Raw genomic sequence first — 19,139 nt, 5'->3', positions numbered from 1 at the left:
AGTTAATTCAGATTTCTTTGTTTACTCCAAAGCCATTTAGGCATGGCCTCACCGGTATATAGGCGGGGCCATACTTCATGTGCTAAACCCTCAATTATTGTATATTTCAGTTTGCCACGGGCTGCCTTTAGTTGATGGTAAAGAAATGAATCTGTTCTGCCTGGATTTTCGGTATCAGCATTACCATGTATCACCCAAAGTGGGATGTTTTTAAGTTCATTAATATGGTTAAAATCGGGGATGCCCGACACTGAGATACCCGCGGCAAAAAGATCCGGCCGAATGCCAATGGCATTGACTGTGGATGAAGCGCCCATAGAAAAGCCCATTATATAAATTTTATCAGGATTTATGGGTAATGCTTTTTTCAAAGAATCAATAAGTTCCAAAGCGCTGTTAAGGCAATTATCAGGCTCAGAAACCAGTGTATTACGTGTAACATCATTCGTATAGTTAGACGACCGGACAGGAAATTGAGGTACTAAAATATATGCAGGATATTTTTGTTGTATGTTAGGCTGCGCCCAGTACTTTGCTAATAAAGTTAATTGTGCCTGGTTATCAGTACCAATGGCGCCGGAACCATGTAGAACTAAAACTAAAGGATATTTTGCGGCTGATATGGTATTTGCCGGGCTAAGCAAACGATAATGAATATCTTTATATGCCGCGGTCGTGAATTGATCGGCATTTACAGCGAGAATGCGTTTCTTAGCTTTGCTGCCATTCGTTGTGATGCTTGTATTGTGATATGTTATAGCATTACTACAACCAACAGAAAAAAATGCAATTAAGAGGCAAAGACAGGCAAGGTTTTTCATTTGCTGAATATAATAAAAGTCATTTACTGCACAGATTTAAAACACAATATTCATAGGCAATATTTGTAAAATTTGCAGGTTTTATGTCTATAATACCTCATCTCTATGACATCATCTTCAAAAATCGATACATGGTCTGCCACGCAATACACCAAATTCGAGGCAGAACGCAATCGCCCCATTTATGATCTGCTTAACCGTATACCAAATACAACAATAAAAACAGCAGCTGACATTGGTTGTGGCCCGGGTAATTCTACCGCGCTTTTAAAAGCGAAATACCCGGATGCAGATGTTACAGGTATAGATAGTTCGGCGGATATGATAGCCGCTGCCCGTAAGCGTTTTCCTGACGTAAATTTCGAAATAGCAGATATAAACCATTCGGAAACAAATGATCGTTTTTATGTTATTTTGGCTAATGCATCATTGCAATGGGTGCCCGATCATGATTTGCTTTTCCCGTCCTTGTTAAATAAACTTACACCCGGCGGTAGCCTGGCGGTGCAAATGCCCGATAATTTTGATGAGCCCGCACATCGCCTGATGCGCGAAGTTGCTGCATCCGGTCCGTGGGTTGAAAAGTTGACTGACGCCACTAACCGTATAGCAAGGCAATCGCCCCAATGGTATTATGAACTATTGCATAGCCAGGTATCAAATATTGATATATGGCGAACCACTTACTTTCATTTGCTTGAAGGCGGAGCGCACTCCATAGTTGAGTGGTTTAAAGGGACAGGCTTAAGGCCTTATCTTGATGCTTTAGATAAAACAGAGCAAAAGGGATTTTTAGCCGATTACGAAAGCGCCGTTGCCGACGCCTATCCGCAGTTAAAAAGCGGAGCCGTATTATTGCATTTCCACGCTTATTCATTGTAGCCACCAAATAAATATAAGTCAGGTTTTCAAGTTGTTTGCATTGCTGCGATTAACCATTAGTTATACGCACATAGCTTGATTTGTAAATGATTTTAGTGACAAGATAATCTTAAACAGAAAGGTTGTAATAAGTCAAAATAATACTTTGTTTGTAAACTTATATATATGATTGTACGTAATACACCCATATTACCCCCTATTCATAATTTAAGTGTTGACAATTAGTACCCGTGTAAGGAAAATATTAGCCGTTTCATTGCTTTTAGTAATATCGGGCGCCATAGCTGGTATATTTTGGTATAACGATTACGTGTATAATTTGCCCACTCCTATCCCTGCAAATTATCTTCACGTAAATAATGGCAAGCATATCAATGTAAGTAACGCGCTTAGCTTTGATAATAAAAAGCCGCTGTTCCTGCACTTCTTCAATCCCGACTGCCCCTGCTCAAAATTCAATATCAAACATTTTAAAACACTGGTAAAGCAATATGGTAACCAAACCAACTTTGCCGTGATTTTAATGACTGATAAATACTACACCCCTGCCGAAGTAAAAAAGAAGTTCGATCTGGATGTTCCCGTTTTTGTAGATCCCGCATTAGCCGTAGCTTGTGGTGTATACTCAACACCCCAGGCAGCAATATTAAATAATAAGCATAACCTTTATTACCGGGGAAATTACAATAGCAGCCGGTATTGTAGTGATACCAAAACAGAATACGCGCGTATGGCATTAAGCGCTTTATTAAATAATGCCCAACCTGTAAAATTCAACCCTTTGGCGGTTACGGCTTACGGCTGTAGTTTGCCAAATTGTCGTCAATAAAAGAATATGTTAGAGCATACCCCTACTGCCGAGCATAGTGTGTACGGTAACTTATTAAAAGCCGAAGTAAAAAAACGATCAGACACGCTGATGGATTACTTTTTGGCGGGCTATTTTATATTAGGCCTTGTAATTGCCGGCTTTTACGATACCTGGACAATTGCCATCAGTATAAGCACATTGTGTTTAATAGCTTATTATGGCGTAAAGTTTTTGCTGCCGAAATCAACCCTGTATCAGTATGTATTGAGTGCTGTTATGGGTGTTTTTATGGCTCAGTTCATTTACCAGATGCATGGCATGTTTGAAATGCATTTTTTTGCATTTATAGGCAGCGCGATCCTTATTACTTATCAAAACTGGAAACTTCAATTACCTATACTTTTGGTGGTTGGCCTGCATCACGCTTTATTCAGCTACCTGCAAAATTCAGGTGTTAAGGACATCTACTTTACCCAGCTCAATTATTTCGATTTTCAAACCTTTGTAATACACATATTATTAACTACGGTTATATTTTTTGTTTGCGGCTTATGGGCTTACCAGTTTAACCGTGCAAGCGAACGGCAGATAATACAAACTATTCAAATGACGGAGCTGCAACAGGAAGTAGCCCTTGCCGAAGAAAGAAAAGAAAACCAGGAAAAACTGGAAAAACTCAATCGTGAGTTAATGCTATCTAACCAGCAGCTCGATCATTCGCGCAGGGAAGCTGAAGAGGCTAATCAAGCCAAAAGCGTGTTTTTAGCTACCATGAGCCATGAGATCCGTACGCCGATGAACGGCGTTATCGGCATGTCTACCCTACTGGCCGAAACGGCGCTCACCGATCAGCAGCGTATGTATACCGAAACCATTACCAATTGCGGTGAAAGTTTGCTTACGGTGATCAATAACATCCTCGATTTTTCGAAGATTGAAGCCGGTAGTATGGAGTTGGAGCAGGAAGATCTGCACCTGCGCAGTTGTATCGAAGAGGTATTGGATATATTCAGCACTAAGGTGGCAAACAGCGGCATTGAGATAGCTTATGTTATTGATGAAGATGTGCCACAGCAGATCATCGGTGATAAGGTACGCTTGCAGCAAGTGCTCACCAACCTAGTGGGCAATGCGATAAAATTCACTTTTCAGGGTGAAGTTATTGTGCAGGTAAAAACGCTGGATAGCACTGATAAGGATGCGCTCAAGATTCAATTTGAAGTGCGCGATACAGGTATTGGGATCCCTGAAGAGAAACGTGAACGTTTATTTAAGGCATTTAGCCAGGTTGACTCATCAACCACCCGTAAATATGGCGGTACAGGTTTAGGATTGGTTATATCAGAAAAACTGGTAAACCTAATGGACGGACAGATAAGTGTCAGCAGTACGGCAGGCGCAGGCTCGGTATTTTCTTTTACCATTATCACAAGTGCAGGCACAAAAGAATTGCAGCCCTACGTGCAGTATGATATGAGCGAGCACGAAGGTAAACGTGTATTGGTGGTGGATGATAACCTAACCAACCGTAACATACTGAACATTCAGTTACGCAACTGGAAACTGGAGCCTATAACCGTATCATCAGGTCAGGAAGCTTTATATTTACTGGATGCCGATGCCCGGTTCGACCTTATTATTACCGATGCGCAAATGCCTAACATGGATGGTATGGAACTTGCACGCCTCATCAAAAATAAGTTGCCGCATATCCCTATCATTTTGCTCAGTTCAATTGGCGACGAACGCAGGGGCGAAAATTCTAAACTATTCAGCCATATACTCACTAAGCCTATCAAACAACATGCTTTAAGCAAATATATATTAAGCAGCTTACAAGTTGAGCCGCAGACGTCTAATACTACACGTACCACCCAGCCTAAAATACCTGCTGATTTGGGTATTAAATGCCCAATGAAGATCTTGATTGCCGAAGATAACAAGATCAATCAAAAGGTGATTATGCACATGCTGATGAAGATGGGTTACGAAGCCGCTGTAGTGGAAGATGGTGCGCAGGCAATAAAAGAAGTAATTGAAAACGATTACGACCTCGTGTTGATGGATATGCAAATGCCGGTAATGGATGGTTTAGAAGCTACACAGCATATCAGGTTGTATGATCATATTAAACAACCAATAATCATAGCTTTAACGGCGAACACGTTAACCGGCCATCGCGAAGAATGTATTGAAGCCGGGATGAACGATTATATAAGCAAGCCGGTACGAATAGATGAATTGATAAACAAGCTGGAAAGCTGGTACGCTCTGAAACCGCCGGTTAATATTTAAGGGTATAACAAACTGATATTAATAGTATAAAAAATGATATTTATTTACGCGGACGCCTCGGGCGATCACCAGTTGAAGAACTATTGCCATACGGAGCAGCAGATTTATTAAAAGGCTTCCGGAATGAGCCGTTATTTGACGGACGGGAAGGTTTTGCAGGGGGGACATCAGGTGCAATAGCTACGCTTAATACCCTGTCTCCCATCATGGTACCATCAAGCGCATCAATAACCGCGTCGGCGGCAGCCTTATCCTTCATTTCAAGGAAAGCATAGCCTTTGCAGATACGCGTCTTTTTATCGCGTACTATTTTAATGGTATCAACCTGTCCATGTAAGCTAACCAGTTGAACAATTTGCAGTTCGTTAGCATCAAGCGGAAAGCCGCCTATAAAAACCTTGGCCATTTTTTTAATTATATACTTGCTAATTTACATTAAATATGATGAAAATCATAGTCGGTATCTTAAAGCTATCGCTTTACCAATCGCCTTTACCAACCCCGAATCTAACAGCGTAGTCTCCCCCGCCTCAGCCCAATCATTACCAAACCTACGCAATCTGTGCGTATTGCCATCGATCAGTATTTCGAGATCGCCAACGCCTGTAGATGGTTTTTCGGTTAACAAGGTAAATTTAATATCGTTATTATTATAAGTGATCCTAAGCGGCAGTCCCATATCGGCGGTAAAGATAGTGTTCTCTCTAACGTTTATGGTATGCAATAATTACATATTTTTAAATAACTTTTGTAGATAATCGCTTATACATTGACTATCACAGGCATATTTTTTCAATAATTGTCCCTTCAAAATCTAATTATACAGTATTTAAAATGCCTGTTTAAACGGCTTTTTGCAGGTTTTTATATTATTTTTCAAAAATAATATATTTTATAACACATTAATATTGTTGCAATTAAATGCCGTAGTGATTGTAAAAAGCCGGTTCCTGAGCAAAGAAGTGAAATTCAAATTTGCCAATTCCGCCCGGATTTGTACTTTTGTCCCCGGAGAGTTGGCAGAGTGGTCGATTGCGGCAGTCTTGAAAACTGTTGACTGTAACAGGTCCTGGGGTTCGAATCCCTAACTCTCCGCTGATAATATAAATCCCTGTAAATAAAATATTTACAGGGATTTTTTAATTACATGCGTTGATATCGAACCTAACTTTTAAAAAACAAAAACCCTCTAATTTTGCTAATTAGAGGGTTTTTGTTTGGGGGATTTGTAGGTAAATATCAAAACTCGTATTGAATCCCAAAATTCATAAGCGTCTTTGGGAGCGTTTTTGATCGGAAAAATGACTCACCAAATGTATTTTTTGACTAAAAAGCATCGTATAAAACATCTGACTTTCCTGTTATTTTTCCCAATTTTGTGCTTGATCATTAGACCCTAGCAGGTAGATCTGGATGGAAGGCGAGATAATTAAAGACAACAATTTTTTACTTAAATGTATTGAGAAAAGCTTGGTAGTCTGAAATCGTATCTATATCGACACTCCCAGTTTCAAACGGTATTGTAGCAACATCGTCAGGATATTTAGCTAAGATCTTTTTTGCTCCTTCCTGTCCCTTCAGTAACAGAAGCTCAGGGAAAACCGAACGATCAAACAACGCCGGTACGCCAATAGTTTTGTCGTACTCACATGCAATGATCTTTTTATTGGTTTCCTGATGTTTATCAATCAATTTATCAATGATGAAAGATGAAACAAATGGCTGGTCGCACAACATAATCACTGCATTATCAATCCCCGTTTTATCTTTAAAGGAGTTTAGTCCCCAAATTATTGATGATGCCATACCATCTGTCCAATTCGGATTAACCAAAATATTTACTCCATAATGCTGAATTCCCATTTCAATGGTCTTTGCGCTTGCGCCAAGTACAACCATTACTTCAGAGCATTTTGATTTAATTCCTGCTTCTACAGCCAGTTCAAGCAAAGTTTTGCCTCTATATAAAAGCGTTTGTTTGGGAAAGCCTAAGCGGCTTGATTCACCCGCCGCAAGTATGATAACTTCTGTCATTTAGCACTGTGAATAACCGATGTTTTAAATTTCAATGAGTATCCGTTTCTTTCAGAAAACACCGCTTTGATTTCAGCTACAATAGATAACCCGATTTCTTCAGCAGTTTCTGAACCTATGTCCAAGCCAACGGGGCCATGTATTGTTTCGAGATTTCGCTCGGTGATAGTTGTTCCGCTTTCTTCAAGCTCGTCCAAAATGCGTTCCATTTTCTTTTTCGGCCCTAATAATCCAATATAAGATGGATGTAATGGCAGCAGTTCTTTTAAAAGAACGAACTCATAATTGTAGTTATGCGTCATCAGCACAAATGCAGTCCACTCATTCACTTCAATACTTTCTAAAACTTTCTCTGGCTTTGATATCAATAAGGTGTCAGCTGATGTAAACCGCTCAGCTGTAACATAGTTCGGCCTGCCATCAACTACGGTTATATTCCAGCCTAACACTGATGCAATTTTGGTTAATGGAATCGCGTCATTTCCGGCCCCGACAATAATCAATGAAATTAATGGCTTTAAACTTTCAATAAATGCAGTGTAACCTTCATAAGCCGTAATAGCTGACCGCTTTGTATCCAGTACATTATTGATATCTTCCAGCAGCTCACTTTTATAAGGTAACGTAGCTGAGCCATTTACTATCAATCGGTCATCTGCGAGGCATAAGCATGAGCCGGGTTGCGGTGCTTTACGATTCTCGATATTAAACAGTGTTACAAAAACCGAGTAGCCACGTGATTCAATTATTGCTTTCAATAATGTAATTGGATTGGTTTGACTGTCGTTAATGGGCTCTATTAAAATATGAATGATTCCATTACAGCCGAGACCAACGCCGAGCTTAGCATCATCATCATCCATCGTATCATAAGTAACCAATAATGGTTCCTGCTGAAGAATGACCATCCGGGCTTTACGCAAAGCATCGCCTTCCAAACACCCTCCGCTGATTGCGCCTGTTAATTGCCCGTCTTCGGTGATCAACATCCGAGCTCCGGCTCTACGGTAAGTAGAACCTTCAACCAAGACAACTGTGGCCAAAGCAGTTTTAATGTTAGCCTTTGTGGCCTTTTCATAGGCTGATACAATGTCTATGATTTCCTTCATCGTAATTAATAGCCGCTATCGAAACAATTCGAGTTATTTAAACCATATTCAAACTAAATGGTAGTTTCCTAATACGTTTGCCTGTCAGGTCAAAAATGGCATTTGTTAACGCAGGCGCAAACGCGGGCAAACCAGGCTCCCCCATTCCACCGGCATTGGCATCATTTTCCATGATATAAACCTCTGTTGGTGGGATATCATTGATACGCGGCATTTTATAATCATAGAAGTTACTTTGTTCTACCCTGCCATCTTTAAATGTAATCTCGTGAATAGTTGCCGCTCCCAGCGCCATTACTACACTTCCTTCCACTTGGGCTTTAATAATATCAGGATTTACATACCAGCCGCAATCCACTACTACCCAAACTTTGTCGATATGTATGCCGCCTGCGTTTTTCTTAGATACTTTAACGATATGGCCCACAGTGCTGCTAAAACATTCCGTGATCGCTACGCCATACCCCTGGTTCTTTGTTTTGCTTTTCCAGCCGGATACTTCTTCCATTTTATCAATCAGCTTTTGGCTCCGCTCATCCTTCAGGTATTCCCGCCTAAAATCCAGCGGATCTTTCATGGCTTTATGAGCCAGCTCATCCATAAAGCTTTCGTAAGCGAAGCCATTGGTGGAGGCATATACCGAACGCCAGAAGCTGGTTGGTACAGGTGTTTTGAAAGGCACATCTGCAAAACTGATATTTTTGATACTTGCGAAATAAGATGCTAAAAAGCCTTCGGTTGTGCTGCGGTTTGGCCGGCCACTATCGCCACTGCGCCAATGATCATTATTTTGGCCGGCCATGCGAAATTTGATTGCGCTGATCGTGCCGTTTTCAACTACACCTTCACCGCGATAGGAAATACCCGGACGGTACGGCCCTTGCGTAGCATCATCTTCCCGTGACCATACTACTTGCACCGGAGCCCCCATCTCTTTAGAGATCACACAGGCTTCATGCGGATAATCCGGCATCGCTTTACGTCCAAACCCGCCGCCCAAAAAGGTCATGTTAACAATTACTTTTTCTCGGGCTAACCCCATTTTTTTGCTGATATAATCCTGTATCCAGTTTGGCGCTTGCACCGGCCCCCATATCTCTACCTTATCACCTTGCCAATGCGCAATACAGTTGACAGGCTCCATACAGCTATGTGACTGGTAAGGAGTTTCATAAAATACATCCAGTTTATCTTTTGCCGAACTAATGATGCCGTTAGGATCACCTTGTGTTTTCACTGACAATCCTTCGCTGGTTTGCAATAATTCACGCTGATGTTTAAATATCTCCGGTGAACTAACGTGCTCAAAACCGTTGTCATCCCAGTCTACTTTCAAGGCCTTTTTCCCCTGCATAGCCGCCCAGGTAGAGTTAGCCACTACGGCCACGCCTTCGCGATCAGTATCCCATATACCCATCACGACTTTAAAAACGCGTGTTACACCCGGTACTTTTAAAGCAGCTGAAGCATCAAAGCTTTTAACTTTGCCACGTAACCGGGGATTGCGCTCTACGGCAGCGAATTGCAAGCCAGGAATTCTTTTATCAATGCCGAAAATAGCCTCGCCATTAGTTTTCAAAGGTGAATCCCGGCGCTGCGATGGCTTGCCGATGAGTTTATAGTCGGCGCGGGCTTTAAGTTTAACATCTTTTGGGGCGGTTAGTTTAGCTGCTTCGGCTACCAGCTCACCATAATGGAATTTCTTGCCGGATGGTTTGTGGATTACATGGCCTAATTCAGCATAACACTCCGTAACAGGTACAGTCCAACGTGCAGTAGCTGCCATGATCAAGACTTCCCGGGCGGTCGCACTGAGTTTTAATAAGTTTTTATAACTACCTCTAATGGTGGAACTACCACCGGTCAGCTGGCTGCCATATTTTTTTTCATCGCCTTGCGTCAATTGAATATCTACTCCGTAAAGATCCACCTCCAGTTCCTCCGCAATGATCTGGGCTATTGAATGATACACTCCTTGTCCCATTTCAGCGCGGTGGCAAATCAGCGTCACCTTACCATCTGTATTAATGATGATCCAGACGGCCAACTCGATATCTCCCTCTGCGGGTACTTGTGCTGGATTAACCACTTTTGCCTCAGCCTCTGCAGACATATATAATCCCAAACAAAGGGCGGTACCACTGATACCAGCTATTTTAAGAAAGCCTCTTCTTGATAAATTTTGTTTCTCCTGTACTGACATATTGATAGCGTTTAGGATTACTTCTTCGGCGCATAAGCGCCAGTGTTTAACCAGGTCAACCACGCTTTTTTGAACGCCGCATGGCTCATCGGTGGTAACGTGCGGCCTTCACCCGGATTCCAGCCCGATAACACCAGGCCATCATCCGCATGTGCGATCAGCTTTTTCATATCCTTATGCCCGTTACGTTTAGGATCAACCAACTGCTGTGCTAACTGACGGGGAGTTCTTCCCTGAAAAATCATTTTCATATCAGCCGGTGGTAAATGCCAGTTAGGGTTGCCCGGCGGAGTATGCAGCCCGGGAGTATTGGTGGGCTGATGACAGTTGGAGCATTTCATCGCATAAACACCCTTGCCATCGATACCCCTTCGCGGTGACATGGTATGCAAGTGGCTATCGTCGCCCTGTAATGGAATATCCCCGGATGGGTGGCAATTCATACAACGTGAGCTCATTAATACCGTATAAACTTGTTTAAAAGCCTTAACCGATGCAATGCTGTCTTTCTTGATAATTGGCACAGCCAATTTCTTCGATTCACTGGAATTGGTCATCGTAAACGCCATAATACCGATCATGATCGAGATCACGCCGATCACAGTAAATGCTCTTAGAGAACTTTTATAATTCCGGTTACTATTTACCTGTTCTTTCATTTGCTTGTACTTTCCTTTCTCTGCAATTCAGCAGCTAAATGAATCGCCTTACGAATGCGCTGGTAAGTGCCGCAACGGCAGATATTTCCCGCCATGGCCGAATCAATCTCTGTGTCGTTCGGGTGTGGGTTTTCACGTAGTAATACAGCCGCCGACATGATCTGGCCGGAATGACAATAACCACACTGCGGTACATTCTCCTTGTTCCAGGCCAGTTGCGCCGGATGATCATTATGCTGCGAGAGCCCTTCGATGGTTACCACTTTCTGGCCTTCGGCGCGGCTTACCTTAGTTACACAGGATCGAACGGCATCGCCATTCAAATGCACAGTACAAGCTCCGCATTGTGCTACTCCACAGCCAAACTTCGTTCCTGTAAGCCCGATAATATCCCTGATCACCCAAAGCAGCGGCATATTGGGGTCGGCATCTATTTGATGGGCTTTTCCGTTTACATTAATATTGATCATAGATTTATATGTTGATATAAATTAGCGGCTCCTTTAATAAGCAGATAACTAATCAATTGTTTGATAGCTATCAATTCATTGATCTGTATTCCACGGGGCTTTGGCCAACCCGTTTTTTAAAAACCCTTGCGAAATGTTGCGGATACTTAAATCCTAATTCGCCGGCGATCTGATTGATCGTTTTATTCCCATCAAAGATCTTTTCTTTGGCTACATCAATCAATTTGGCCTGTATATAATCCTGGGCTGTGTGGCCAGTTTCTTTCTTTATCAAGTCACCGAAATAGTTTGGAGATAGATTTAACTGTTCTGCGCACCAGGTGACTTGGGGAAGACCTATGATTTCCGGTTTATCTGATTCAAAATATTCGTTTAACAGGTTTTCAAAACGTTCCAATAAACCTTGGTGTACATTTTCGCGGGTCAGGAACTGGCGCTCGTAAAACCGTACGCTGTAATCCAGGAACAATTCAATATTGGAAACGATCAGCCTTTTGCTATGCTTATCAACGCCACGCTCCAGTTCATAATCTATTTTTGAAAAACAATCCAAAACTAGGCTTCGTTCCCGTTCAGAGAGATGAAGAGCCTCGTTGGACTGATAACCGAAAAAGGTATATTCATGAATACGTTTGCCCAGTAATGTTCCATGTACAAGGTTGGCGTGAAATGCGAGCGCGTGGCCCTTAGGTTGATAAACATCTTCATTATCGTTAGATCCCGCTACTTGTCCCGGCGCAAGGAATACTAAAGTACCCTCCTGGTAATCATAGGTATCACGGCCGTATACCAGGTCTCCGCATTTTACCTCTTTTAGAAAAACGATGTAAAAGCCAAAATACATTTTGGATAAACTTCTTGGGTCAGCCTTGGATAGATCGACTACAGTAACCAATGGGTGTTTCGTTTCATTATTATTAAACACGTTGTAATCGTAAATTGAATCAAAGCGGCGCATCATTTCCATAGCTATTTCTTTATATCCGAATTTACAGTAATTATTAACGCGATGATGTTCAATCACTCAAAATCAGTGATAATGGTAGAAACATCCGTAATATGTATCATATCAACACCTATAAAAGGTTACAATTTTGTATAGGTTTAGTCTCTCGAACCGGTGTTTGAAACCCATCAAACACTTTCACGTTATAAAACCGATCACCATGAATAGAATTTTATTAGGGTTTACTTTCCTGATTGCCTTTTCTGCCCGGGCGCAAAATAATACAAGTCCAACATCCGGGCCTTTGGTTTAGATTGCTTCAGGTACGTTAAAAGGTATAACAGAAGGAAAAGTTTCCAGTTTTAAAGTCATTCTTTTGCGGCTGCCCCTGCCGACCCTTTACGCTGGCGTGCCCCGCAACCATTTCCAGCCTGGCAAGGCGAACGCAAAGCCACTACATATGGAGCGGATTGCGCCCAAATGGGCTGGCCGCGTGACGACACGGAGATCTCAAAAACCTCTTCTGAAGATCGTCTTTTCCTGAATGTCTGGAAACCGTCAAGTGCGAAAGCCGGCGCAAAGCTTGCGGTAATGGTCTGAATACATGGCGGTGGCTTTGTTGCAGGCAGCGGAAATCAAGGCGATTTTAATGGCGCATCCTTTACCGATAAATGTGTATTGCTGGTAACTATCAATTACCGCTTGGGGCGGCTTGGCTTCTTCGCATTCCCTGCTTTGAGTAAAGAGCATCCGGAGGAATCCAAAGGCAATTATGCTTATATGGATCAAATCGCAGCACTTAAATGGATCAAACAAAACATTGATGCATTCGGAGGCGACCCTAAAAATGTTACGATATTCGGTGAATCCGCCGGAGGAGTATCAGTTCAGTCGCTCTTAACTATCCCTGCGGCAAGAGGCCTGTTTCAAAAAGCAATTGTAGAATCCGGGGGGTGGCCGAGACGGGGTATTAACAGGCCGGCCCATTAATAAGGAAAACTCTGATACTTATTATCCTGTGCCTGCAGAAGCAATAGGTATCAACTTTGCAAAAAAGCATCACATCCAGGGAACGGATGCAGCCGCATTAGAAAAATTGCGCTCGTTAAGCGTATCAGAGATCGTTGATGGCGCGCAGGAAACTGATGGTCAGGGTGGAGCATCAATCTATTCCGGCCCTATACTTGACGGCAAGCTGGTTACGGAGACTACCGAAAGTGCTTACAAGGCAGGCCGGGCACCCAAAATGCCGCTAATGATCAGATCTAACAGTGCTGAGCAGTGGATGCGTTATGGCGCAGCGCATGCTTCATAGATCGCTTACGGATTTGATAACTTGGTTAGCAGGAATGGCGCGACTATAGCGCCGAAAGACAAAGAGGTTGCCAAAACCATGAATACCCTACTGGACAAATTTTGCAAAAATAGGGAACCCCAATGGCGGAAACAGTCCAAAATGGCCTGTTTATGACCCCAACCGGAATGAGTTGATTGAATTTCAATCAGAAGGAACAGCTGTGGGTAAACCCGATCCTAAAAAAGCAAAATTGGATCTGATCGAAAAAGCTGTTACCTCGGGCAACCTGCATTAATCAGTGATAATGGTAGACATCCCCGTAATTTATATCCTATTTTTTTAGATATGGGGTATGACCTTTGTATTGATTTAGAAAAGAAAAAATTATGCAAACAGTAAAATTGAATAATGGCGTCGAAATGCCAATCCTGGGATTCGGCGTTTTCCAGGTAACAGATCTGGCGGAATGTGAAAGAAGTGTTATTGATGCTATAGAAACCGGCTATCGTTTAATCGATACCGCCGAGTCGTATGTGAATGAACAGGCTGTTGGCAATGCGATTAAAGTAAGCGGTGTGGCACGAGAAGAACTTTTTATAACGACCAAATTGTTTATAAAATCCAACGGTTACCAGGAAGCTAAAAAGTCATTCGAAAAATCGCTTAAAAAGCTTCAGCTCGATTATCTCGATCTTTATCTGATCCATCAGCCTTACGGTGATGTTTACGGCGAATGGCGCGCCATGGAAGAGTTGTATAAAGAAGGCAAAGTAAGAGCAATCGGTGTAAGTAACTTTCAACCCGACAGACTGATCGACCTGATCATCCATAACGAAATCGTACCGGCTATTAACCAGGTTGAAACGCACCCGTTTCACCAGCAGATCGATACCCAGCAGTTCATGATCGACAACCATGTACAAATAGAGAGCTGGGGACCTTTTGCGGAAGGCAAGAATGATATTTTCAAGAATGAGCTTTTGAAGGACATCGGTAAAAAATACGATAAATCAATTGCCCAGGTGATCCTTCGTTGGCTTACCCAAAGAGGCGTTGTTGCTATTCCGAAATCGGTTAAAAAAGAACGTATGGCCGAAAATCTCAACAGCCTTGATTTTAAATTAACCGCAGATGAAATGGAAAAGATCAAAACGCTTGATACTAACGCCAGTCTGTTCTTTAATCATCGTGATCCCAAAATGGTAAAATGGTTGGGCGAGCGTGAACTGAAAGATTAAATATTAAACAATCTACCAAAATGAAAACAAGAAAATTAGGAAACAGCGGTTTAGAAGTTTCAGCCCTTGGCTTTGGATGTATGGGTTTAAGTTTCGGCTACGGTCCCGCTACAGATCATAAAGAAGCTGTCAAATTATTACATGCTGCGGTAGAACGCGGTGTAACCTTTTTTGATACGGCGGAAGCTTACGGGCCATTTGAGAATGAAGAATTATTAGGAGAAGCTTTAGCACCATACCGCGACAAACTGGTCATTGCAACTAAATTTGGTTTTAAAGAAGGCAAGCCGGGTTTGGGTACTGACAGCCGGCCGGAGCGTATCCGGGAAGTAACGGAGTTTGCTTTAAAGCGCTTGCGGACAGATCGCATCGATTTGCTATACCAGCATCGTGTCGACCCCAACATACCTATGGAAGATGTGGCCGGAACAGTAAAAGATTTGATCACCGAGGGTAAAGTAAAGCACTTCGGCCTTTCTGAGGCTGGTGTTGAATCAATCCGCCAGGCACACGCCGTACAGCCAGTTACTGCTTTGCAAAGTGAATATTCATTATGGTGGAGGGAACCTGAAGAAGAAATCCTGCCCTTGCTTGAAGAACTTGGCATTGGTTTCGTTCCGTTCAGTCCACTGGGTAAGGGTTTTTTAACAGGGGCAATCAACGGAAATACAAACTTTGATAAAACGGATTTTCGCAATACCGTACCTCGTTTTTCAGAAGAAAACCGTAAGGCGAATCAAGTCTTGGTCCATAAGATCACGCAAATTGCCAATGATAAAAATGTAACTCCAGCTCAAATCGCCTTGGCATGGTTGCTGGCACAGCAACCATGGATAGTCCCTATTCCTGGCACGACTAAGCTTCATCGTTTGGAAGAAAATCTTGGTGGTGCAGATATAGCGCTTACTGATGCTGACCTGAATATTATAAAAGGTGCATTGGATGATATCGAGGTTCAAGGTCATCGTTACTCCGCCGATGCACAAAAACTACTGGGACGTAAGTAATCAAGAGATGGGTGAAGCTAACGGCTCCACCTATCTTTATAAAATAAAACCGAAAAGCGGTAATTAACTCCAATTGACAAACTAAAAAATGAGACACATGAAAAAATTATTCTTTGCTTTGATCTTGCTAACCTCAGGCATAAAATTATGCCAGGCACAGGCCAATCTGCCGAGCGTGCCCAAAACTCCGACAAAGGAAGAACAGGAATTACTCTACCTCTCTAAAACGAAGTGGGCATGGATGACAGATAAAAAGGTAGATGAGCTCAAAGATCTGTTTACCGAAAAATGCGTTTTTGTTCATATGGGTGGAAGCTGGGGCAAAGATCAGGAGCTTAACACGATCAAAGGTGGTTTTATCTGGTATAAGAAAGCGGAAGTATATGGCGCATCGGTAAATATTTTTGGTAATACGGCCATACTTTTAAATGATATCGACCTGCTGGCTGTAGTTGGCGGCAACGAAGTGGTTCATGCTTTTATGGTAACAGAGGTTTATCTTAAAGAAGATGGTAAATGGAAAATGGGCTCACTTACTTTTTCCACATTAATCAGACCGGTTAAAATGGCCGGCGCACCTGCAAAGCCATCACAACAACATTAACATTTATCTAACACAATATGAACCGTCGTAACCACTTTCTTTCGCATTCTCGTAACCATAAGGAGCATGATTGACAAATTGCCCCGACCCTTGAGCTTGACGAATACCCATACGCGTCCTACGTATTATTTAAAATAACTCTTGATTAGCTACAAGGTACTTAAATGCGCGTTGCATAAAAACGGATGGATCTGACGGATCAATATTCAACGACTCATTAGTTGCTACTACTTTTAAACCAAACTTGCTTTCCAACTGATCGATCTTCATCAGCGCCTCCGGCAAATTCCGGCTAAAACGGTCGTGATCTAATATGATCAGGTATCTGACACTGCGCTTATGTTGCTTTATAATGGCTTCTATGGCCTTATAATCCGGCCTGTCGAGGGTGTTCTAAATCAAAAAGACCCTTAAATATGATATTTAAGGGCTTTTTTAATTTTCGTCATTCTCAAAATGCGCTTGGGGCATTCGTGGTTTAAAACAATTGCACTTACAATAATTTGATTTTGCATGGGCTTGACGCTGTGCATTACATTACAAGAGATTTTATTTTTGAAGGTAGCACGACCAACTTTATATCGAAAAAATTATTGGGTTTCTATAATTAACTGTTTTCCATTTTTCAAATCTTCGTCGGCAACAAAGTAATCATTTACGGTTTTGCTGCCGCTTTTAATGCTGCTGATCTTATTCCCTGCGCCTTTTTTAGTTATAGAAAAAGTGGTATTTGTTGACGGCAGCTTAATATCTATCCGGTTAAAAAGGGGTACCGAAACAATGTATTTGGGGTCGGCGGGTGAGAAAGGATAGAAACCCATAGCATTAAAAACATACCACGACGACATTTCACCCGCGTCATCCATACCGGCATAGGCCAGCTTTTCTTTACCCATATCGTAAAAATGGTTCATGATGCTATCCAGCACCACCTGCGATTTCTGCTGTTTATTCACAAAATAATACATGAACGGAAAGCTATGATCGGGTTGGTTACCATGGCAGTACTGGCCAATAAAGCCTGATATATTTTCGGCCTCGTAACCTTTCCATGGTACCGAGAACAATGAATCGAGCTTTTGCTCAAAGGCAGCTTTATTGGGATAAAGGCCTATTAAACCATTAGGATCATGCGGAGCGAAGAACGATGATTGCCAGGCGTTCGCCTCCCGGTACATGTATTCAAAATAAGGATAATCGGGTTTAAAGTTCTTTACCCAATCACCATTTGCCAAACGGCCACGCATAAAACCTGTTGATGGGTCGAACACGTTTTTATAATTGCCGGTTTTGCTCATCAGCATTGTATAATTGGCCGTATCGTTCAGCGCTTTGGCCAAAAGGGCTACCGCGTAATCATCATAAGCATATTCTAAAGTTTTGGTCACCGCGGCTTTAGTTACGGTATTGGTAACCGGATTGGGCACATCAAGTTCGGCGATGTAGCCTTTGGTATTAAATTCGGTGATGAAGGGCCTGGTTCCGCCCTCTACGGTGGCATTTCTCAGCAATAAATTATAGGCGCTTTTTACGTCATAATCTTTCAAGCCCCTTAAATACGACCCGGCAATAAAAGCCGACGCGTGATCGCCATGGAAATAGGTAGGCATAAAACCCTTTTTCTCGCCCTTATCAATCAGCGATTTGATAACGTCATTGGTCACCTTTGGTGAAAGCAAACCTAAAAGGACTAACTTATTGCGGTAATCATCCCATAAAGATGGCTCGGTATAATAATTAAAGCCTTTGTTAACCACCTTGCCGCTCATGTCGGTAAAATCGCCGTTGGCGTCGCTACGCAAGGCGGGCCATAAAAACGAGCGGTACAGGCAGGAGTAAAATATACCTTTTTGCCTTTCGGTACCGCCGCTCACGGTGATTTTGCTGAGCAGATCAGTCCATGCCGCACTCGCTTCTTTACGCACCTGGGCAAAATTTTTACCCAACATCTCTTTTTCGAGATTTGCTTTCGCATTTTTTACACTTACGTAGGAGAAGCCAATTTGAAGTTCGAGTGGCTTATCAGCATCAACAAAACTAAGCACCGGTACAACCTTCGTCTCCTGCTTAATCGAATCGATACTTTTTATCTGATGGTTGGCAACGGCATAAAAATAGATCTTCTCGCCGCCTTGCTGAAAACCTGTAAATACGTTTGCCCCCTCCTGTTTAATATCCCATGCCCTTACACGCTCGTTAGCCATTGCCAGATCAGCGATAAGCTTTTTACCCTTGTTTTGTTTAAATGTATACTTATGAAAGGCACAACGTAGTGTAGAGGTCAACTCGGCATTAATATGATAACGTTCAAGGTAAACCTGGTAATAACCGGGATGGGCCGATTCATTTTTGTGGCTATAGGCCGATTTATAATCATCGGCAGTGAACGCGCCATTGGCAGGCATTAAGGGCACATTACATAAGTTCCAGTGCCCTTTGCTGGTATGGATAAACCCATAGATAACGGTATCTTCATACTGGTAGCCCGAGCCGCTGTGAAATTTAGTTACCGGGCTCAACTGCACCATAGCGTTCGGTACTGACGAACCCGGAAAAACTTCGGCTCCCCAAACCCGGCGTGTAGGTGTAAACCCGGCATCCTTGGCATCCCATAATGTAGCCGTGCCCAATAGCGGATTTACATAATCCACCAACGGCTTTTGTGCATGCACAGTTAATGCCAATAAAAACAAAACGGTAAATATTGCGCCTTTTTTCATAGTAGGTAATTTCAGAAGATGATTTGATAAAGTAAGATAAAGT

18 protein-coding genes, 1 tRNA gene and 2 pseudogenes are annotated in these 19,139 nt (G+C 42.4%); 10 read left to right on the top strand and 11 right to left on the bottom strand.

Annotation, left to right across the window (positions count from 1 at the left end; genetic code table 11):
* Nucleotides 1-2: 2 nt before the first annotated feature.
* Nucleotides 3-821 (bottom strand): carboxylesterase family protein, encoded by an 819-nt coding sequence (locus tag ABD894_RS01090; RefSeq protein ID WP_345209126.1) that lies wholly within the window; start codon nucleotides 819-821, stop codon nucleotides 3-5.
* A 105-nt stretch (nucleotides 822-926) separates the two neighbouring features.
* Here ABD894_RS01090 and tam point away from each other — a divergent pair, with 105 nt between their 5' ends.
* From tam to ABD894_RS01075, 3 genes are all read left to right on the top strand, one after another.
* Nucleotides 927-1,703, top strand: a complete 777-nt coding sequence (gene tam / locus ABD894_RS01085; RefSeq protein ID WP_345209125.1) for a trans-aconitate 2-methyltransferase — start codon at nucleotides 927-929, stop codon at nucleotides 1,701-1,703.
* A 214-nt stretch (nucleotides 1,704-1,917) separates the two neighbouring features.
* Nucleotides 1,918-2,532, top strand: a complete 615-nt coding sequence (locus ABD894_RS01080; protein WP_345209124.1) for a DUF6436 domain-containing protein — start codon at nucleotides 1,918-1,920, stop codon at nucleotides 2,530-2,532.
* A gap of 6 nt (nucleotides 2,533-2,538) precedes the next feature.
* The gene (locus tag ABD894_RS01075; protein WP_345209123.1) at nucleotides 2,539-4,809 is read left to right on the top strand and encodes a response regulator; all 2,271 of its coding nucleotides are present in this window, start codon (nucleotides 2,539-2,541) and stop codon (nucleotides 4,807-4,809) included.
* A 40-nt stretch (nucleotides 4,810-4,849) separates the two neighbouring features.
* Here the strand turns inward: ABD894_RS01075 and ABD894_RS01070 are convergent, their stop codons facing one another.
* Together ABD894_RS01070 and ABD894_RS01065 are read right to left on the bottom strand one after the other, a co-directional pair.
* Nucleotides 4,850-5,215, bottom strand: coding sequence for an RNA recognition motif domain-containing protein (locus tag ABD894_RS01070; RefSeq protein ID WP_345209122.1), 366 nt, complete (start codon nucleotides 5,213-5,215; stop codon nucleotides 4,850-4,852).
* Between the two features lie 45 nt (nucleotides 5,216-5,260).
* A complete protein-coding gene (locus tag ABD894_RS01065) occupies nucleotides 5,261-5,533 on the bottom strand; it encodes a hypothetical protein (RefSeq protein WP_345209121.1) in 273 nt (90 codons plus the stop codon).
* Nucleotides 5,534-5,819: 286 nt separating this feature from the next.
* On the opposite strand from ABD894_RS01065, the gene ABD894_RS01060 reads away from it, so the two are divergent.
* Nucleotides 5,820-5,904: transfer RNA gene (locus ABD894_RS01060), tRNA-Ser, on the top strand.
* Between the two features lie 351 nt (nucleotides 5,905-6,255).
* On the opposite strand, the gene ABD894_RS01055 is transcribed toward ABD894_RS01060, so the two are convergent.
* From ABD894_RS01055 to ABD894_RS01030, 6 genes are all read right to left on the bottom strand, one after another.
* Nucleotides 6,256-6,843 (bottom strand): nucleotidyltransferase family protein, encoded by a 588-nt coding sequence (locus ABD894_RS01055; RefSeq protein WP_345209120.1) that lies wholly within the window; start codon nucleotides 6,841-6,843, stop codon nucleotides 6,256-6,258.
* Complete coding sequence (locus ABD894_RS01050; RefSeq protein WP_345209119.1) at nucleotides 6,840-7,952, bottom strand: XdhC family protein; 1,113 nt, start codon at nucleotides 7,950-7,952, stop codon at nucleotides 6,840-6,842. The genes ABD894_RS01055 and ABD894_RS01050 overlap by 4 nt, the downstream gene beginning before the upstream one ends.
* Before the next feature lie 37 nt (nucleotides 7,953-7,989).
* Nucleotides 7,990-10,065 (bottom strand): xanthine dehydrogenase family protein molybdopterin-binding subunit, encoded by a 2,076-nt coding sequence (locus tag ABD894_RS01045; RefSeq protein WP_345209118.1) that lies wholly within the window; start codon nucleotides 10,063-10,065, stop codon nucleotides 7,990-7,992.
* Between the two features lie 107 nt (nucleotides 10,066-10,172).
* Nucleotides 10,173-10,814: a hypothetical protein gene (locus ABD894_RS01040; protein WP_345209117.1), complete on the bottom strand. Its 642-nt coding sequence runs from the start codon at nucleotides 10,812-10,814 to the stop codon at nucleotides 10,173-10,175.
* The gene (locus tag ABD894_RS01035; protein WP_345209116.1) at nucleotides 10,811-11,284 is read right to left on the bottom strand and encodes a (2Fe-2S)-binding protein; all 474 of its coding nucleotides are present in this window, start codon (nucleotides 11,282-11,284) and stop codon (nucleotides 10,811-10,813) included. The genes ABD894_RS01040 and ABD894_RS01035 overlap by 4 nt, the downstream gene beginning before the upstream one ends.
* A gap of 70 nt (nucleotides 11,285-11,354) precedes the next feature.
* Nucleotides 11,355-12,251 (bottom strand): helix-turn-helix domain-containing protein, encoded by an 897-nt coding sequence (locus ABD894_RS01030; protein ID WP_345209115.1) that lies wholly within the window; start codon nucleotides 12,249-12,251, stop codon nucleotides 11,355-11,357.
* Nucleotides 12,252-12,665: 414 nt separating this feature from the next.
* Here ABD894_RS01030 and ABD894_RS01025 point away from each other — a divergent pair.
* The 6 genes and pseudogenes from ABD894_RS01025 to ABD894_RS01005 all read left to right on the top strand — a co-directional run.
* Nucleotides 12,666-13,220 (top strand): annotated as a pseudogene (locus ABD894_RS01025) (carboxylesterase family protein); the annotation flags it as partial.
* Between the two features lie 28 nt (nucleotides 13,221-13,248).
* Nucleotides 13,249-13,545 (top strand): hypothetical protein, encoded by a 297-nt coding sequence (locus ABD894_RS01020; protein ID WP_345209114.1) that lies wholly within the window; start codon nucleotides 13,249-13,251, stop codon nucleotides 13,543-13,545.
* Between the two features lie 82 nt (nucleotides 13,546-13,627).
* Entirely contained in the window at nucleotides 13,628-13,822 is a 195-nt protein-coding gene (locus ABD894_RS28120; protein WP_425562918.1) for a carboxylesterase family protein, read from the top strand.
* A gap of 91 nt (nucleotides 13,823-13,913) precedes the next feature.
* Nucleotides 13,914-14,765 (top strand): aldo/keto reductase, encoded by an 852-nt coding sequence (locus ABD894_RS01015; protein ID WP_345209113.1) that lies wholly within the window; start codon nucleotides 13,914-13,916, stop codon nucleotides 14,763-14,765.
* 20 nt (nucleotides 14,766-14,785) lie between these two features.
* Entirely contained in the window at nucleotides 14,786-15,772 is a 987-nt protein-coding gene (locus ABD894_RS01010; protein ID WP_345209112.1) for an aldo/keto reductase, read from the top strand.
* Nucleotides 15,773-15,869: 97 nt separating this feature from the next.
* A complete protein-coding gene (locus ABD894_RS01005) occupies nucleotides 15,870-16,376 on the top strand; it encodes a nuclear transport factor 2 family protein (protein WP_345209111.1) in 507 nt (168 codons plus the stop codon).
* A 129-nt stretch (nucleotides 16,377-16,505) separates the two neighbouring features.
* Here the strand turns inward: ABD894_RS01005 and ABD894_RS28115 are convergent.
* Together ABD894_RS28115 and ABD894_RS01000 are read right to left on the bottom strand one after the other, a co-directional pair.
* Nucleotides 16,506-16,754 (bottom strand): annotated as a pseudogene (locus tag ABD894_RS28115) (hypothetical protein); the annotation flags it as partial.
* 212 nt (nucleotides 16,755-16,966) lie between these two features.
* Entirely contained in the window at nucleotides 16,967-19,096 is a 2,130-nt protein-coding gene (locus ABD894_RS01000) for a GH92 family glycosyl hydrolase (RefSeq protein ID WP_345209110.1), read from the bottom strand.
* Between the last annotated feature and the right edge of the window lie 43 nt (nucleotides 19,097-19,139).

The organism is Mucilaginibacter gynuensis (assembly GCF_039541195.1).
GTDB lineage: Bacteria > Bacteroidota > Bacteroidia > Sphingobacteriales > Sphingobacteriaceae > Mucilaginibacter > Mucilaginibacter gynuensis.
Note: the sequence above shows the minus strand (reverse complement) of the source record. Positions and strands in the feature narration are given on the sequence as shown.